Raw genomic sequence first — 16,258 nt, 5'->3', positions numbered from 1 at the left:
TGAATCTAATCCGTAATATCCGTACCGGAATTAAATATCAACGAATAGTCAAACGCCCCAATATAGCCATTAGTTTCAATCACACTGGCATTTACTGTTTTTGAGCTGGAATAATTCAGAGGCCAAGCATCGGTGGAATCGTTCCAGATCAGATCAGGCCCTTTCATTACTTCAGGAGCCGGATAATAATCACCATGTTTGGGAGGGGCTGTCACACCAGGCACAACTCCACCATCATAATTACCTGGTCCTTTACCACTTAATGCCGCGTAGTAATGCTTAAAGCTGGAAGTGTCACTCACTGCCAACAAATCGACTAAGTTACCCCCGCCATCAGGATTGTTTGAAAATGCCTTGCAATTAGCAGCGAGATTGTTAACTACCAACGTATCATCAAGCTGAGGCTTAATGGTTTCGTCAATATAGAAGCAGAGATCAAAGTTTCTGCCACGATCCATAAAACGTTCCGACGTACCAAAAGCGCTATTATATATAAACAAACCCGTATCATTGCCCAATCCCACTGCGGGACTAACCTGCTCATATTCCGCAAACTCATAAATCGCAATCGTCATATTCGCAATGGTCGGCATAGACCTTGGTAAAGCGACCAATGAGCCAGCCTCCAGCAACTCGGCATCCGTCACATTGTCGCCACGCAATAATGGGTAAAGAATTTGACCGGACTCATCCATCAAGACAGGGTCAGGGCTATACGATGAACCATAAAGAAAAGAGGGGCTTGCTGAAATATATTGTAAAGTTCCCTGATAACCATGATTCCAATACAGAAAACTTCCCCAGTGACCGGATGAGCTTTGTTGGTATAAATGGTTGAAGTTAGTTGATCCACCATCAATGGAAATCTGATCTACCCCCGTATACTCTTCACCTGCATCACTAGAATTTCTAAAAATTGAATTATCAATGGTAGCGGACCCCGTGGCATTCAGCCTAAGCGTACTATTTTGATAAAAATACCGCATATCAAAATTCACAAAGTCATTATCATAACCGCCGTAGTACCCATATTGTCCCTCAATATTACAGATTCGAGTGCCCGCCTCTGCTGTCGCTGCTTCCGGGCACTGGTTATGCCGGGCAAAGCCATCAATCACCAGAGGAATATCCAGCTCGATATAACCCTTAGTATCTTCAGGATTATCATTACTATCTTTAAATTCTGCTTCCCCACGCATATTAAGGTAACCCGCGCGGGTAATATGCAGAACACTATTTTCAGACTCCGCCGTTAACACAACGCCCGCATCAATCGTCAGGGTTACCGGATTTGCTTTCATATCAGCAACGGCGGCAACGTCAGTTATTTGTTGATGCCCCTCACCAATATGAATTTCACCTTTTACCGTCCAGGTAGTTGGCACTACCGGCACAATAGGTTCATCGACCCAGTAAATGTCATTCGTATTTGAACCAAGGACAATGTAGCCAGGAGCAAGTACCGAGGTCATATCAGTTTCACCGGCTTCGATCGCTGATGCTACAGCCTCACCAGCTAATCCGGTGTATTTTGACAGAGTTCTGTCTTCCGTATAGGTTCCCCCGAGAATACGACAGGTAATCTGAGCGGCGTAACCTCTTTCGACAGCGCCGTCACCATTTATGTCAACGTCAACCTGGTTACGATAATCCATTAAGTACAAATCAGCGCCCACCATCATGCCCAGGTCATTACACTCAGAGTCCGGCGCAATAACCACCGAATCACTCCAGTTGCTGTACCAGTCATCACCATCATCTGCCACTGCGCCAATATAAGCACCGCCCCCCAGATGATGGTAGGCATCACCTAATAAAGCAGCGTAGTTACTCAGATCCACCAGACTCACGCTGACGTTGCCAGTAATCAGGTAACCGGTATTCAGAACCGGATCTTCTTCAACCACACCACTTGCAGAAACCACGGTATAGCCATAATCGTAACCGCCACTTTCGGATTCATCGGCCAGAGTGTTTTCACAACTGAATATCACGCCATCAAACAGAATTCCCAATGGATCACTGCTTTGTAATGCAGCGGTTTCGGCATCGTCAATATCCAGGCAAGTGGCAAAATCTGAAAATACCGAGTTAAACATCAACAGGCCAGAACCCTGTTCCAGCAATACAGCCGTATTGGCAGAGCCAAAGCCAGCGGCGGTGATATTGGTGATAACCGGGCGGGAACGCGGCATAGCATCATAATCGGCATTATTATTAATACCGTGCAACACGGCACCGGTGCTGTTGTCTCCCGGACTGATAACGGCTGTTTCTATGGTTCCCTGATAGCCGTTTTGCCACTGAATCTGGTCACCTGCGATATTGGCCATCAACAGATGATCAAAATTGGCAGCGCCGCCATTAATATTAAGGCCGTCTGCTCCGGCACCGTAAATGTCCAGATAGGTAATGTTCGAATCTGCTCCAACCTCGTTAAGGGTGAATGCCGCCTGACCATCTTCACCAGTGTCATACAGACGCAGGTACTGAATATCCAGCTGTTTAGCGCTACCGGCAGCACCATTAACCGTAATACCGCGCCAGCCTGAAGTAATATCGCCAGCGGTCAGCCCGGCAACACCGACAACAACCGGCGCTTCTGCTGAGCCGGCAACACGCAAGCGTGCATCGGGCTGAATAAGCAATTCAGAATCGTTGTTACTGGTAGCCAGCAAGGTGGTGCCAGCAGGCAGCGTCAATTGCACCGGACTGGCTAATGCGGCAGCACGTTCAGCGCTGTTGAGTGGCGCAAAATCGGTACCGACCTGCACCTGGCCATTTATCCGCCAGGCAATTTTTTTAGGATAATAGTCAGGTTTTCCGCCGTTATCCAAACGCCCCTCAATACTGAAGTTGCTGTACAAAGTGGCTGACTGGTCAACGTTGGTTAAATCACAGATCTGATACGGCATGCCACCAACAACCAGAGTATCTTCTGCCAGCGTGCCGACCCCCATACACTCGGGAAAAAGAATGGCCGGGCTATAAACTCCCAACACACTCGCATTACCCGCACCCAACTGAGACGGATCTTCAACATTGGCAAAGTTTAAGCTGCTATTACCTACTGCCCATATATAGCTGAGCAGGGCATCGGCACCGGTTATCAGATCGGTCGCGTCTGCAATGGCTGCCAGGGCATTACTGGTGTTATTGGTAATGTTGCTGCAGTTAAACAAAGCAGACCCCACACTGATCTGACTGGCCGAATCCTGTGGTGCCAGACAGGTATCAAAGCCCTGAACCAGGGCGTCATCCAAGGTAACTTTAGCTGCGCTGGCTACTGATATCGCCACACCCGCCTGATTGTACTGGTCGAACAGGCTAAGATTACTCAAATTCACCTGACCGCCCTTCACCACCAGCGCCGATGTTAACGAGTCATGCCTGATACGAGCAGCAATATCGCCCTGATAGTTATTCAGCTCCAGAGCGGTAGCGCTGATGTTAGTGATATAGGGAATGGGGCTAACCGGATTGCCATTCACAATATTATAGCTGCCACCGTGGACCTGCAGCCCATTCGATCCGCTGTAAGCAATCACCCCTCCCGTTTGGCTGGCTGCGGGAGCATAAGCGGTAACCGCCGCATGAATCGTACCACCCGCATAGTTTTCCAGACTGACGGATACTTCCTCACCCGCTTCACCAATCACGGAACCATCGCCGCTGTTCAAGCTGTATAAACCGGGAAACCCCTTGGTATTTGTCGAGTTGAAACTCATGCCATAGGCTGTCAGATCGGTATCTTTGGCAACACCGCCGTAGTAGCCAAAGGGACCTTTAATATTGCACAGCTGGTCTGGACTACTGGTTGCCGGGCACTCTGGTGAATAGCCAATGCCATTAATAACCACACCACCCCATTCACCACCGCCGGTATTATTGTCGTCGAGTGATAAAATGTTGGCCGTTAATTGTGCATTTCGATGAAGAATTACAACCGAACCGGGCTTCGCATATAGCTCAACGGAAAAATTAACACGCTCAGCGAGTAATTGATCCAACGTCTCGTATTCTTTACTTTCGCCGAACTCGTACACACCATCCAGCACCCAGACTAGAGGTTTATAGTTCCACGTCTGTTTCAGACTGATCGTGTTTAAATTATTAGTAATATCGCGTGTGTTGCTTAGCTGTCCGATGTCTTTGTTCAGTAAACAGGCATTGAATTCTTCGCCGTTTACCTGCACCGGATCAGTAGCGGTTCCGACCACACCGTATTGCAGGATTTCACACTGTGCCAGCGATACCTCCAGGCTTTCCTGCATGGCGGTTTCATCGGATACATCAGCACCGCAACTTGCGAGTAACAAAACCGCGGATAAGACACCCAGCTTTGGTATTAACTTCAGGCCTGAATACTCAGAAGCCCGAGGGTATTTTTTAAATAACATAATTCCACCCATCATCTTTTTAGGAGTCCAATATTTAAAATTCATAACTGACTTTCAGCTTGTATTTAGGCCCGGACTTGTAACTCAGGTAGGCCACATCGTATTTTTCGTAGTACTGACGTTTTTCAGAATCCAGTATGTTTTCACCCGACAATGACACTTTAAGGTCATCACCAAACCGTTTGGTGTAAATCAGTTTCAGGTCGTCATAAGGATCGCTGTAAACATTGGTGACGTTACTGCCCGCATCAGGGGTAACAATCACCAGTTCTTTACCTTTGCGGTTAAATACCAGCGTGACTTCCTGGCCGGTTTCGAAGTGGTCATACCCTAACTGCAGGTTAAAGATATAATCAGGCTGGCCTTGCAGCGGACGGTTTAAATCGGTTTCTTTGGAGTCAGCGGCCAGGCTGATTTCCGATTCAATGTCGGTGTAATTACCCTGCACAAAGACAGAATGACTGAAGTTATCATCAAGAATAAACTCGGTACGGAAATCCAGCTCCCAACCGGTCACCTTGCCGGATTCTACGTTAACAAAGGTGTAGTAATCGTAATCATCACCGAGCGTGTCAAAGGCATTTTCAATCGGGTTGTCCATGTCTTTGCGGTAAGCACCCAGGCTGATGGATTCATTATCACTGGGGTACCACTCCAGGCGCATATCGTAGTTTTTAATATCGGCCGGTTTAAGATCCGGATTACCTTTGTAGCTGGTCAGGGTTTCGATATCACGATAATTTCGTGGTAATAGTTCAAAGGTTTCCGGCCAGCTTACGGTTTTGCTGTAAGCGCCGCGTAATTGCCAGTTATCGCTGATCAGCCAGGTCAGTCCCAGAGATGGCAGGGTTTTGGTTTCATCCAGCAGTTCGTACAAGGGTTCCGGGTTGTAGTAATACTGGTCAGCTTCTACTTTAAATGACTCACGGCGCACACCGATATTAGCCGTAACCGTTTGCCACAGGTTCCAGTCGGTTTGCACATACCAGGCATTGGTATTCTGCTCGACACGGTACTGATAACCTTTATCGACGCCGGTATCATTTTCTGCATCGATAGAACCGCCATAATTCACGTACAGACCATTACTGCCATTGGTGCCATCACCAATATATTCATCGGTGAAGATATCCGCAGGGTCAGGGTACAAAAGAATATTTTCCCTGGTTTCCTGTTCTAGCTTATTACCTCGGTATGAAAACCGATCTTCATAACCGTCGCGGGTACGGCTCAGCTGATACAGACCCGTTTTTGCCGTTACTGAAATATCTCCGCCTTCATTGATCGGTAACTCCAGATCAATACTGGCTGAGTTGCCGTCTTCTTCAGAAGCTTCCCACAGATTATAGGCGCTACTGAAACCAACCTGCAGCACAGGGTCTGCAGACAGGCTATTACCCTGATAGGAGTACCGCTGAGCATTCGGGCGATCATATTCACTGCTTGACCGGGAAATCTGCCAATTGGTTTTTAAGTCCCCCAGTAATCCTCCATCACTCAGGGGGATGTAGTGTTCACCCCATATCTGATGGCTGACCAGCTGCTCCTCAATCCAGTCAATACTTTGGGTTTCCTGCTTTTCTATGTTTCCGCCATATGGCCAGTCTCGCGGATCTTCGGGCATAACAATATTATTCTCGGCAATATAATAACCATTACCCATAACATACCTATCCTCAAACTCTGCCGAGTTGGTGGTATGGCGTAACAGAATATTATTCAGGCCAAGTGTATGATTTTCGGTAATGCGCCAGTCCAGATTAAGCATGGCACTCAGGTCGATAACATTATTGGTATCGTAGGTCACTTTTGAAGATGTCAGCGCAAGAAGATCTTCTGGTTCATTTGTATCAGGGTTGTTAACGGTATACAGCTCAAAACCGTTCTGAATTTTTTCATCATTGGTCCATTTGTTACTGTAACGCACTGCGCCAATCATCCCCAGGCGCTGTCCGCCATCCGTGACAATGCTGTCACCTCCGGACAGGCTGATGGACATATCGGCGGGTAAATCCCCTTTATACACGCCGTAGTTTTCAAAGGACTCTCCCAGCTCTTCACGGAACTGCAGAAATTCTTCGCTGTCGCCCAGGCCATTGCTGCCCGCAGAATCCGGATCGCCAAAAAAATAAGCACCGCGCGCGCGCTTGGCAATGTCCGGCATTTCACGGAAACCGTCGTCATACCCTGTCCAGTCACGGCCACCATGTTCTTTGCTTATATAGCCGTCTTCACTATTGGCTTTACCATAGGCCAGACTGGCCGAGATTTTAAAAAATCCTTCATCCGGAGTAGGCTTGGTACGCATATCAATATGACCGGCGGTTGCTGTGCCCGGTACATCTGCGGTGGCCGATTTTTGCAGTGACAGCGACTGCATAATATCTGCAGGAAAGATATCCAGCGGTAAATCACGACGAGCCGGATCGGTGGAGGGCAGAATAGCACCGTTAAAAAAAGTGGACTGATAACGGCTCTTCATACCACGGACAATCGCATAGCGGCTGTCTTCCATACTTACCCCAACGACCCGCGTCATGGCGGAGCTGACGGTGCTGTCATCAAAGCGGGCAATCTGCGTGAAATCCATAGTATCCATTACCGCCGATGACATTCGCTCAGCATCAACCGGGCTGTATGCCTGATAGCTGCCCACCGCGACCACTTCTTCAATAAATTCACTGTCATTGCTGCTGAGCATCGGTAATTCGGTAAAGACACTCACTTCCATACCGCGCATCACATTGACCGATGTCAGGGTGCGCGACATATATTGCGGATGTTCAATCAGCAGGCTGTATTCGCCTTTTGGTAATTCAATTTTAAATTCGCCATTACGATCGGTGCGTGCGGTAATATTTTTACCAACAACACTAATCATTGCATTACGAACCGGACCATTAGTTTCAAGTCCGAAAACCTCCCCTGTCAGAACGCCAATGCCTGCCAGCTCTTTTTTATTATTACGATTGGCTGCCGCCAGCGGAACACGATCAATAGCCGCATCTACTGTTTTTTCACCGCGCTTTGCGCTGATGCTGATAAAAGCCGCTTCATCATCTGCCAGCGTAAAGCTGTAAGGAACAGATTGATCCGGCAACTGCAACGTTAACGTATGCCGTCCACCACCAAAGCCTTCATACCAGAAACTGCCATCGGCGTTGCTGCGCCCTATTTCTTTTCCATCCAGCAAAATAATGGCTTCTGCCAGTGGTTGCCCGTCGAGTACGATGTCTGCTTTAAGACCCGCAGCAAACAATGGTCCTGCACTTAACAAACTGATAAAGCCAGTCAGTAAATGCTTGTTCGATACCCCCATTTTTACTTCCCCTGATCATATGTGAATGACTCCGGCCTGAATGCAGCAACCGGCAGCTACCACTGAAGACGGTAAATATGGGGGAAGTGCGACATGAATTTTATATGTCACGCATTGTGGATAAGTCTGAGCGTTGTATAACGTGATCAATTCAACAGCAAAACCTGTGCAAAAGATTTCATCTGTTTTTAATAATGTTCCATTTTTTATCCGGCGGCTGTCCGGCCCCTGATATTGTCCGGCTTCTGTGCGCCTTCCTGGCGCACAGTGATCCCTTATGTTGTGCACGCCTGTTTACCTGCGCCGTACCTGCACATCGTTGTCCCTCTGCCGGCCTTAACCGGGCAGCCCGCCGCTAAAAAAACTGACTAAGCAGTCAATATGGTATCCCTCTTGCTTAACAACCCGGCATAACCCATTGCGGCCCGTTGTTATTGGGCTGGTTCTGACAGAACAAAGGAGATACGGCTTGAATCACCCCGTTCAGCCGCTGCTAAGCGCGCAGGCTGATGCACCATACTGGAACGCGCAGTTACAGCTGACCACACGCCAGACAGAAAGAGGCACCCGTTTGGTGCAGTGCGAACATAACGGCCCTCTTTATGTGCAAAAGCCGTTTTACCCGGAAGGGCCGGACTGTGCGCACCTGTATCTGCTGCACCCGCCCGGCGGCATGGTGTCGGGTGATTTTCTTACTATTAATGTCAGTGCCGGTGAAAACAGCCATGTGCTGGTAACAACGCCCGGAGCCGGTCGTGTTTACCGCGCCCGTGCCGATGGTTTACTGCAACAACAGAAAGTGCAGCTAACGGTTGATAACAACGCGGCACTGGAATGGATGCCACTGGAAACCATTTTATTTCCGTCATCGCGTGCGCAACTGGAAACCGAAGTACATCTGGGTGAAAACAGCCGCTATATCGGCTGGGATATTGTCAGCCTCGGTTTGCCCGCTAATGGCAGCCGTCTGGATGACCTTGATCAGCACACCACGCTGAAGCAGGGGCTGCGTATTTATTATAAGCAACGGCTATTGCTGAATGAGCGCCTGAGCCTGCATCCGGGTAACAGCGAATTATTAAATGCCGCGGCCGGTTTCCGTGGCATGCCGGTACACGGTCTGTTGGTGGCCGGGCCTTTTACTCAGGGCTTTTGTGAACAGGCTCTGGAGAAACTTCAGGAGCTGTGCGCCGACCAGCTCGCCGGCGTCAGCCTGAACGGCCAATTTTTAAGCGTGCGTTATCTTGGCACCTGCAGCGAACAGGCCCGCCTGCTGCTGATGGAGGCCTGGGCGATTATCCGCCCGCAATTAATGCAACGTCCGGCCTGCGCTCCGCGCATCTGGGCAACCTGATTATTTCTGACTATTTAAAGCACTGATTGATTAACTGAGGTGAACGATGGAACTGCTACCGCGCGAAAAAGATAAGCTGCTGATTTTTACCGCAGCCCTGCTGGCAGAACGCCGCCTGAACCGTGGTCTGAAATTAAATTACCCGGAAGCCATGGCTTACCTGACCATGGAAATTATGGAAGGCGCACGCGATGGCAAAACCGTGGCCGAGCTGATGGGTTACGGTAAAACACTGCTGAGCGCCGATCAGGTGATGCCCGGCGTGCCGGAATTAATTCATGAGGTACAGGTAGAAGCGACCTTCCCGGATGGCACTAAGCTGGTCACCGTGCATGAGCCCATTGTTTAAAACGGCCTGCGTTTAAACAACTTCAGCCGAGATGCTTAACGGTTTACAGGAGAAAGAACATGATTCCAGGTGAAATTATCGTCGGCGAAGACGATATCGAATTAAACGCAGGCCGTGAAACGCTTCGTCTGCGTGTTGAGAATACCGGTGACCGCCCGATTCAGGTTGGCTCCCATTATCATTTTTACGAAACCAATCCGGCGCTGTCGTTTGAGCGGGAAAAAACCAGAGGTTTCCGCCTGAATATTGCCTCAGGTACCGCCGTGCGTTTTGAGCCAGGCCAGGGCCGTGAAGTGGAATTAGTCGCCTACGCCGGAGACCGCATTGTGTACGGTTTCCGCGGCGAAATAATGGGCAAGCTAGGGCCTGTTAACACTAAGTAAATCGGGCCTGCTGAGAGCCAGTTTTTCTCAGAACAAGGAGAGAGGAGTGATATTAGCGAGCTAAATGAATGACGAACGACGATGTTAATGGGGAAAACTGGCCTCAGCCCGAAGGGTTATGGCTAAAAGTCCCTCATTCTGCGTTGCTGCTCGCTCACTTAACCCGTTAGGCCACACTCTCAGCGCCTTGTCTGAGAAATTTTTAGCCAATAACAGGCCTGTTTAATTAGTGTTAACAGGCCCTAGATAACTTAGGGAAAGCACATGAGTAATAAAACCATGGACCGCACGTCCTACGCGCAGATGTTCGGCCCTACCACCGGCGATAAAGTGCGCCTCGGCGATACTGAATTATTTATTCAGATTGAAAAAGATTTCACCACCTACGGCGACGAAGTGAAATTCGGCGGCGGCAAAGTCATCCGTGATGGCATGGGCCAGAGCCAGCGCGTCAGCGCAGAAACCGTCGATCTGGTGATTACCAACGCCGTGGTGCTGGATCACTGGGGGATTGTAAAAGGCGATGTCGGTATTAAAGACGGCCGTATTTTTGCCGTGGGCAAAGCCGGTAATCCGGATATTCAGGATAACGTCGATATTATTGTCGGGCCGGGCACCGAAGTGATTGCCGGTGAAGGTTCCATTCTTACCGCTGGCGGTATTGATGCGCATATTCACTTTATTTGTCCGCAACAGGTTGAAGAAGCGTTAATGAGCGGCGTCACCACCATGATTGGCGGCGGCACCGGACCAGCCACCGGCACTAACGCCACCACCTGTTCATCCGGCCCCTGGTACATCGGCAAAATGCTGCAGGCCACCGACGATATGCCAATGAATTTTGGCTTTTTAGGTAAAGGCAACGCCAGCCTGCCAGAGGCACTGGAAGAACAACTGGAAGCCGGTGCCTGCGGCCTGAAATTACACGAAGACTGGGGCACCACACCGGCATCCATCGACTGCTGCCTGAGTGTGGCGGAAAAATACGATGTGCAGGTTGCCATTCATACCGACACCCTGAACGAATCCGGTTTTGTCGATGACACCATTGGTGCTTTTAAAGACCGCGTAATTCACACCTACCATACCGAAGGGGCCGGTGGTGGCCATGCGCCGGATATCATCCGCGCCTGTTCTTACCCCAATGTGCTGCCCTCTTCCACCAACCCAACGCGCCCTTATACGCGTAATACGGTGGATGAACATCTGGATATGCTGATGGTCTGTCATCACCTCGACAGCAGCATTCCTGAAGACGTCGCTTTTGCCGATTCGCGCATCCGCAAAGAAACCATTGCCGCTGAAGATATTTTTCACGACCGTGGTGCCTTCAGCATGATCTCATCCGACTCTCAGGCCATGGGCCGCGTGGGCGAAGTGATTACCCGCACCTGGCAGACGGCGCATAAAATGAAAACCCAGTTCGGTTTATTAAAAGAAGATCTGGACATCGGCGCCGATAATTTCCGTGCACGCCGCTACATCGCCAAGTACACCATTAACCCGGCCATTGCTCATGGTATTTCCCACGAAGTGGGTTCCATCGAAAAAGGTAAGCTGGCTGATCTGGTGTTGTGGAAACCGGCCTTTTTTGCCACCAAGCCGAGCATGATTATTAAAGGCGGCATGATTGCCGCAGCACCGATGGGCGATCCGAATGCGTCGATTCCGACACCACAGCCGGTGCATTACCGCATGATGTTCGGTGCCTTTGGTAAAGCCGCCGCCGCCACCAGCCTGACCTTTGTATCGGCAGCGGCGTTAAATAATAACGTCGGTGAAAAACTGGGAGTTAAACGCACCTTAGCGGCCTGTAAAAATACCCGCAATATCCGTAAATCAGACATGATTCTGAACGACTGGATGCCGGACGTTAGCGTTGATCCGCAAACCTATGAAGTGCGTGCTGACGGCGAATTACTGACCTGCGAACCGGCCAGCGAACTGCCACTGGCACAACTGTATAACTTATTTTAACCGTGCAATATAAAAGCACTGTTTTAAGGACTGTTTATGTTGGAAGTTTACGAACGCCTTGGCACCCATTGCCATGATCCTGTCAGTGCTACGGTCGTGCTGAACTACGAACAGCGCGACCGTGGTCGTCTGCGTCTGACCAGTACCGACGGCGAAGAAGTGCGCCTGTTTCTGGAACGTGGCAAACCCTTACTGGTTGGTGAATTTTTACGCGCCACCGATGGCAAAATCGTAAAAATTGAAGGCGCTGAAGAAGACGTCGCCCACGCCAGCTGTGACGACTGGCAAACCTTTGCCAAAGCCTGTTATCACCTCGGCAACCGCCATGTAAAAGTGGAAGTGGGTGAACGCTGGTTACGGATAAAACCGGATCATGTGCTGGAAGATATGCTGCATCTGCTTGGCCTGATGGTCAGCCATGAACACGCCGTCTTTGTGCCGGAGTCCGGCGCTTATGCACCCGGTTATGGCCATTCACATGGCCATTCACATGGCCATTCACATGGTCATTCCCACGATCATGATCATCACCACGGCCACAGCCATGATGACGGACATGATAAAGGGCACGGGCACGGTGACGGACATGACCACTGATCACCACGCGGCGCTGACAACACCGGGGCTGCTGCGTTTATTGCAGCTGTCCAGTGTCAGCCTGCCGGTGGGTGGTTACGCCTTTTCCCAGGGGCTGGAATACGCCGTGGAAAAAGGCTGGGTCAGCAATATGGTAAAAACCCGTGACTGGATTGCGCTGCAATTGCACGAAACCCAGGCGCTGATTGATTTACCGGTATTAAAAGGTGCGATGCAGGCGGTGACCGCTGCCGATGAAAAAAGCTGGCAAGGCTGGAACGATTTAATTCTGGCCAGTCGCGAAACCCGCGAATTACGCCTAACCGATACCGCCATGGGCGAAGCGCTGGTGCGCTTATTAAAGCAATTGGACGTTACCCTGCCGCGCTATGCCAGCGAGGCCGAAGGCGATATCAGCTTTGTTGCGTTGTATGCGTATCCGGCGGTGCAGTGGCAGATTCCGTTTACTGCCGCCGCCACCGGTCTGACCTTTGCCTGGCTGGAAAATCAGATTGCCGCCGCCACCAAGCTGGTACCGCTGGGTCAGACCCAGGCGCAGCAATTATTAAGTGATTTACAGACGCTGATTCCGGCCACTATCCGCACTGCAGAAGACGTGGATGAAGCTGAAATCGGCGGCTCGTTACCGGCATTAGCCATTGCCAGTGCGCAGCATGAGACGCAATACACGCGCCTGTTCCGATCATGAGGGCTAGCTGCATTGTCAGGACTTTGTTAAAAATTTTCTCAGGATGCTCATGTAGGCTAACTACACTGCGCTCCTTCGATAATTTTTGCCGCGCCCTGACTGCTTCACTAACGCCCTCATCGCTGGTTGCATTACATGATTAAAAATTTAAGCAAGACTCAGAATTACTGGAGAAGAAAATGAAAAAACAAACCTTACGCGTTGGTGTCGGTGGCCCGGTTGGCTCCGGTAAAACAGCATTATTACGCTCGCTCTGTTCTGCCCTGCGTGATCACTACAATATTGCGGTGGTAACCAACGATATTTACACCAAAGAAGATGCCGAATTCTTAACCCGTAACGAAGCGCTGTCAGCTGACCGCATCATGGGCGTGGAAACCGGTGGTTGTCCGCATACCGCCATCCGCGAAGATGCCTCGATGAATCTGGCCGCTATCGACGTATTAATGAAACGCCATGGTGATCTGGACGTGGTCTTTGTCGAAAGCGGCGGCGATAACCTGAGTGCAACCTTCAGCCCGGAATTATCCGACCTGACCATTTATGTGATCGACGTATCCGCCGGTGACAAAATTCCGCGTAAGGGTGGCCCGGGTATTACCCGCTCCGATTTACTGGTCATTAATAAAACCGATCTGGCGCCACTGGTGGGGGCCGATCTGGATGTGATGGACCGCGATGCGAAAAAAATGCGCGGCGAGCGTCCGTTTGTATTTTCTAACCTGAAAAAAGCGCAGGGGCTGGATGATATTATTCAGTTTATTGTGACCGAGGGGATGCTGGAGCAAAAAATTATCCCCCCCGCTAAAGCGGTCGTCTGAGTGGAGCTTATCTCAGCGGCGCATTGCTGTGTTGTGTCCTCATTCGGCCCGTCGCCTACCAGTCGGTATGTCTCGGGTCCTCATTGCGGGACGCCTTGCACTGCATCCACTGAGAGTAACCGCCACCCTAACTGCCACCCTGTTGGTAAGTGATAAATTCGAATTAATTTGCAAGAAAACTCCTAAGGAGAATCCTATGAAAAAAGTTCTGATCTCTGCCGCCGCCCTGCTGATGCCAGCCGCAGCCTTTGCTCATACCGGCCATGAAGTGTCTGGTTTTTCTGCCGGTGTTGCACATCCTTTTACCGGGCTTGATCATCTGCTGGCGATGCTGGCGGTGGGTCTGTGGGCCGCACGCCAGAGTGGTGCTGCCCGCTGGGCGACACCACTGGCCTTTGTTGCCATGATGGCGGTGGGTGCTCTGGCCGGCGCCAGCAGTCTGCAATTGCCGTTTACCGAGCTGATGATTGCCGCTTCTGTGGTGGTGTTCGGTGGTCTGATTGCTTTTAACCTGAAAAAAGGCGCGCTTGCGGGCGTTCTGCTGGCCGGTGGCTTTGCCTTTTTCCACGGTTTTGCCCACGGTGCGGAAATGCCGGCGATGAGCACTCTGGCAACCTATGGTGCGGGCTTCCTGCTGGCGACCGCGGTTCTGCACGCTGCTGGTTATGCACTGGCGGCCTTTGGTCACAGCAAAGCGGCAGACATCAGCCGTCGTGTCGCCGGTGCGGCCATTGCTCTGACCGGGGTTGTCTTAGGCTTAGCTTAAGGTCTGACTTAGGGCATAGCCTGAGCAGTATTCTGAGTTGGTCCGGACGTGAAAACATCACCAGCGTGATGTTTTCACGCCAGTACGCACCGCTTATCGGTTATTACCCGGCGATTGCGCGTTGATCGGCCATTGCTTGATCTGTGTCTTCTTTATGCTGCTACAGGCGCTGTACATTCAAGTGCACATTCTGTGTTTGCAGCCCTTAAAGGAGGCTCCGCATGAAAACACGTCGCTTTGCCCTACCCATCCTGTCTGTCTTATTTTCCGTATCTTGTTTGCTGATCGCTGGCGTTCACGCTGCCGATGTTCCTGCGCGCGGGCCAATGGCGCTTTCTGATTACGATACCGACAAAAATGGGGTTGTTTCTGAAGCAGAGTTCAACGCCGCTCACGCCAGCCGCATGCAAGAAAAGGCCAACACTGGCATGCCGATGAAAGGCGCTGCCAACCGACCGATGTTCAGCCAGTTTGATAGCAATAACGATGGCCAGCTGAGCGCCGACGAACTGAAAAATGGCCAGATGAAGCACCAGCAGGAAATGATGGATATGCGTAAACAGCAAATGCCAGGCATGCATCAGCAGAACATGCCCAAAATGAATCAGAAGAATATGAATCAGTAATTCTGCGCTACGGGTCGTTTTAGCGTATTGGTCATTCTGCAATAGCCGGGCAGCGCTAATAAGGCTGCCTGCATAACACCTTGTAGCAAAAAAGTGCGGCCGGTAAACGGCAGTACTGTCTTGCGGTGAGTCTTGCCGTGTATCAGGCGGCGACGCAAAAAAAGCGTTACACTGCAGGCAATACATCCACAGCCGCCGCGCGACTATCCGCAATGACCCTGAATTTTACTGCCAGCCCATCAGCCGCTGAACCGGCTCAGCCATCCCTTGTCCGCCTCGAGCACTTTATTCCTGACATTATCATCGAGCTGAAATACGCCAGCCGCGATAATTTTATTGGTGCCGTGGTGGATGGTTACCAGCAGGCCTGTGCATTGCTCAGCCGTCCGGCGGCAGAAGCTCTGGCCAATGTGGCAGCCGAATTACGTCAGCAAAACCTGCGCTTAAAAATCTTTGATGCTTATCGCCCGCAACGCGCGGTCGACCATTTTTTACGCTGGGCCAGCAGTGCCGAAGACTTGCGCACCAAAGACCGCTTTTATCCGGCGCTGAAAAAGCCGCAACTGTTTGAGCAGGGTTACTTATTCAGCCACTCCTCACACTCACGCGGCAGCACCGCCGACCTGACCCTGGTTGATCACAGCGGGCAGGAACTGGATATGGGCACCATTTTTGATTTCTTTGGCCCGCAATCCTGGCCCGAGTCGGCGGATGTCAGCCCCCATCAGCGCGCCAACCGCGATTTATTGCAGAGTGTTATGCGTCGCCACGGTTTTATAGGGGTACGGGAAGAGTGGTGGCACTTTACCCTCGCCGATGAACCCTACCCCGATCAGTATTTTGATTTTTTGCCTTGGGAATAAAACTCCGCCCGTACCTCATTCGGCCATAAAAAGCAGCTGAATGACAAAACAATACTGCCTTTTACCTGCGGTTATTACCGTAGTTATACCTAGGGCTAAGTATTACAAACCCGAC

At 50.6% G+C, this 16,258-nt stretch carries 11 protein-coding genes and 1 pseudogene; 10 read left to right on the top strand and 2 right to left on the bottom strand.

All coding sequences use genetic code 11. From position 1 onward, the window contains the following. Positions 1–5: 5 nt before the first annotated feature. Positions 6–4,445: a hypothetical protein gene (locus NYR02_RS02330; RefSeq protein ID WP_260974786.1), complete on the bottom strand. Its 4,440-nt coding sequence runs from the start codon at positions 4,443–4,445 to the stop codon at positions 6–8. Further along, positions 4,435–7,719 carry a TonB-dependent receptor domain-containing protein gene (locus NYR02_RS02325; protein ID WP_260974785.1) on the bottom strand — a complete coding sequence of 1,095 codons (3,285 nt, stop codon included), beginning with the start codon at positions 7,717–7,719 and terminating at the stop codon, positions 4,435–4,437. Before NYR02_RS02325 ends, NYR02_RS02330 begins: the two co-directional genes overlap by 11 nt. Positions 7,720–8,188: 469 nt before the next feature. On the opposite strand from NYR02_RS02325, the gene NYR02_RS02320 reads away from it, so the two are divergent. The 10 genes and pseudogenes from NYR02_RS02320 (at position 8,189) to NYR02_RS02275 (ending at position 16,143) form a co-directional block, all read left to right on the top strand. Beyond that, a complete protein-coding gene (locus NYR02_RS02320) occupies positions 8,189–9,073 on the top strand; it encodes an urease accessory protein UreD (protein ID WP_260974784.1) in 885 nt (294 codons plus the stop codon). 46 nt (positions 9,074–9,119) lie between these two features. After that, positions 9,120–9,422 carry an urease subunit gamma gene (ureA, locus tag NYR02_RS02315; protein WP_145469284.1) on the top strand — a complete coding sequence of 101 codons (303 nt, stop codon included), beginning with the start codon at positions 9,120–9,122 and terminating at the stop codon, positions 9,420–9,422. A gap of 59 nt (positions 9,423–9,481) precedes the next feature. Next, the gene (locus tag NYR02_RS02310; protein ID WP_260974783.1) at positions 9,482–9,805 is read left to right on the top strand and encodes an urease subunit beta; all 324 of its coding nucleotides are present in this window, start codon (positions 9,482–9,484) and stop codon (positions 9,803–9,805) included. A 264-nt stretch (positions 9,806–10,069) separates the two neighbouring features. Continuing rightward, positions 10,070–11,782 (top strand): urease subunit alpha, encoded by a 1,713-nt coding sequence (gene ureC / locus NYR02_RS02305; protein WP_260974782.1) that lies wholly within the window; start codon positions 10,070–10,072, stop codon positions 11,780–11,782. Between the two features lie 36 nt (positions 11,783–11,818). Further along, positions 11,819–12,310 (top strand): annotated as a pseudogene (gene ureE, locus NYR02_RS02300) (urease accessory protein UreE); the annotation flags it as partial. Between the two features lie 58 nt (positions 12,311–12,368). Beyond that, a complete protein-coding gene (locus NYR02_RS02295; RefSeq protein WP_260974781.1) occupies positions 12,369–13,067 on the top strand; it encodes an urease accessory protein UreF in 699 nt (232 codons plus the stop codon). Between the two features lie 179 nt (positions 13,068–13,246). Beyond that, a complete protein-coding gene (gene ureG, locus NYR02_RS02290; protein ID WP_260974780.1) occupies positions 13,247–13,888 on the top strand; it encodes an urease accessory protein UreG in 642 nt (213 codons plus the stop codon). A gap of 196 nt (positions 13,889–14,084) precedes the next feature. Beyond that, positions 14,085–14,654 (top strand): HupE/UreJ family protein, encoded by a 570-nt coding sequence (locus NYR02_RS02285; protein ID WP_260974779.1) that lies wholly within the window; start codon positions 14,085–14,087, stop codon positions 14,652–14,654. 221 nt (positions 14,655–14,875) lie between these two features. Next, a complete protein-coding gene (locus tag NYR02_RS02280) occupies positions 14,876–15,280 on the top strand; it encodes an EF-hand domain-containing protein (protein ID WP_260974778.1) in 405 nt (134 codons plus the stop codon). 212 nt (positions 15,281–15,492) lie between these two features. Then, positions 15,493–16,143: a M15 family metallopeptidase gene (locus NYR02_RS02275; protein ID WP_260974777.1), complete on the top strand. Its 651-nt coding sequence runs from the start codon at positions 15,493–15,495 to the stop codon at positions 16,141–16,143. Positions 16,144–16,258: the final 115 nt, after the last annotated feature.

The sequence above is a fragment of the Thalassolituus pacificus genome, assembly GCF_025318105.1.
Taxonomy (GTDB): Bacteria; Pseudomonadota; Gammaproteobacteria; order Pseudomonadales; family Oceanobacteraceae; genus Venatoribacter; species Venatoribacter pacificus.
Note: the sequence above shows the minus strand (reverse complement) of the source record. Positions and strands in the feature narration are given on the sequence as shown.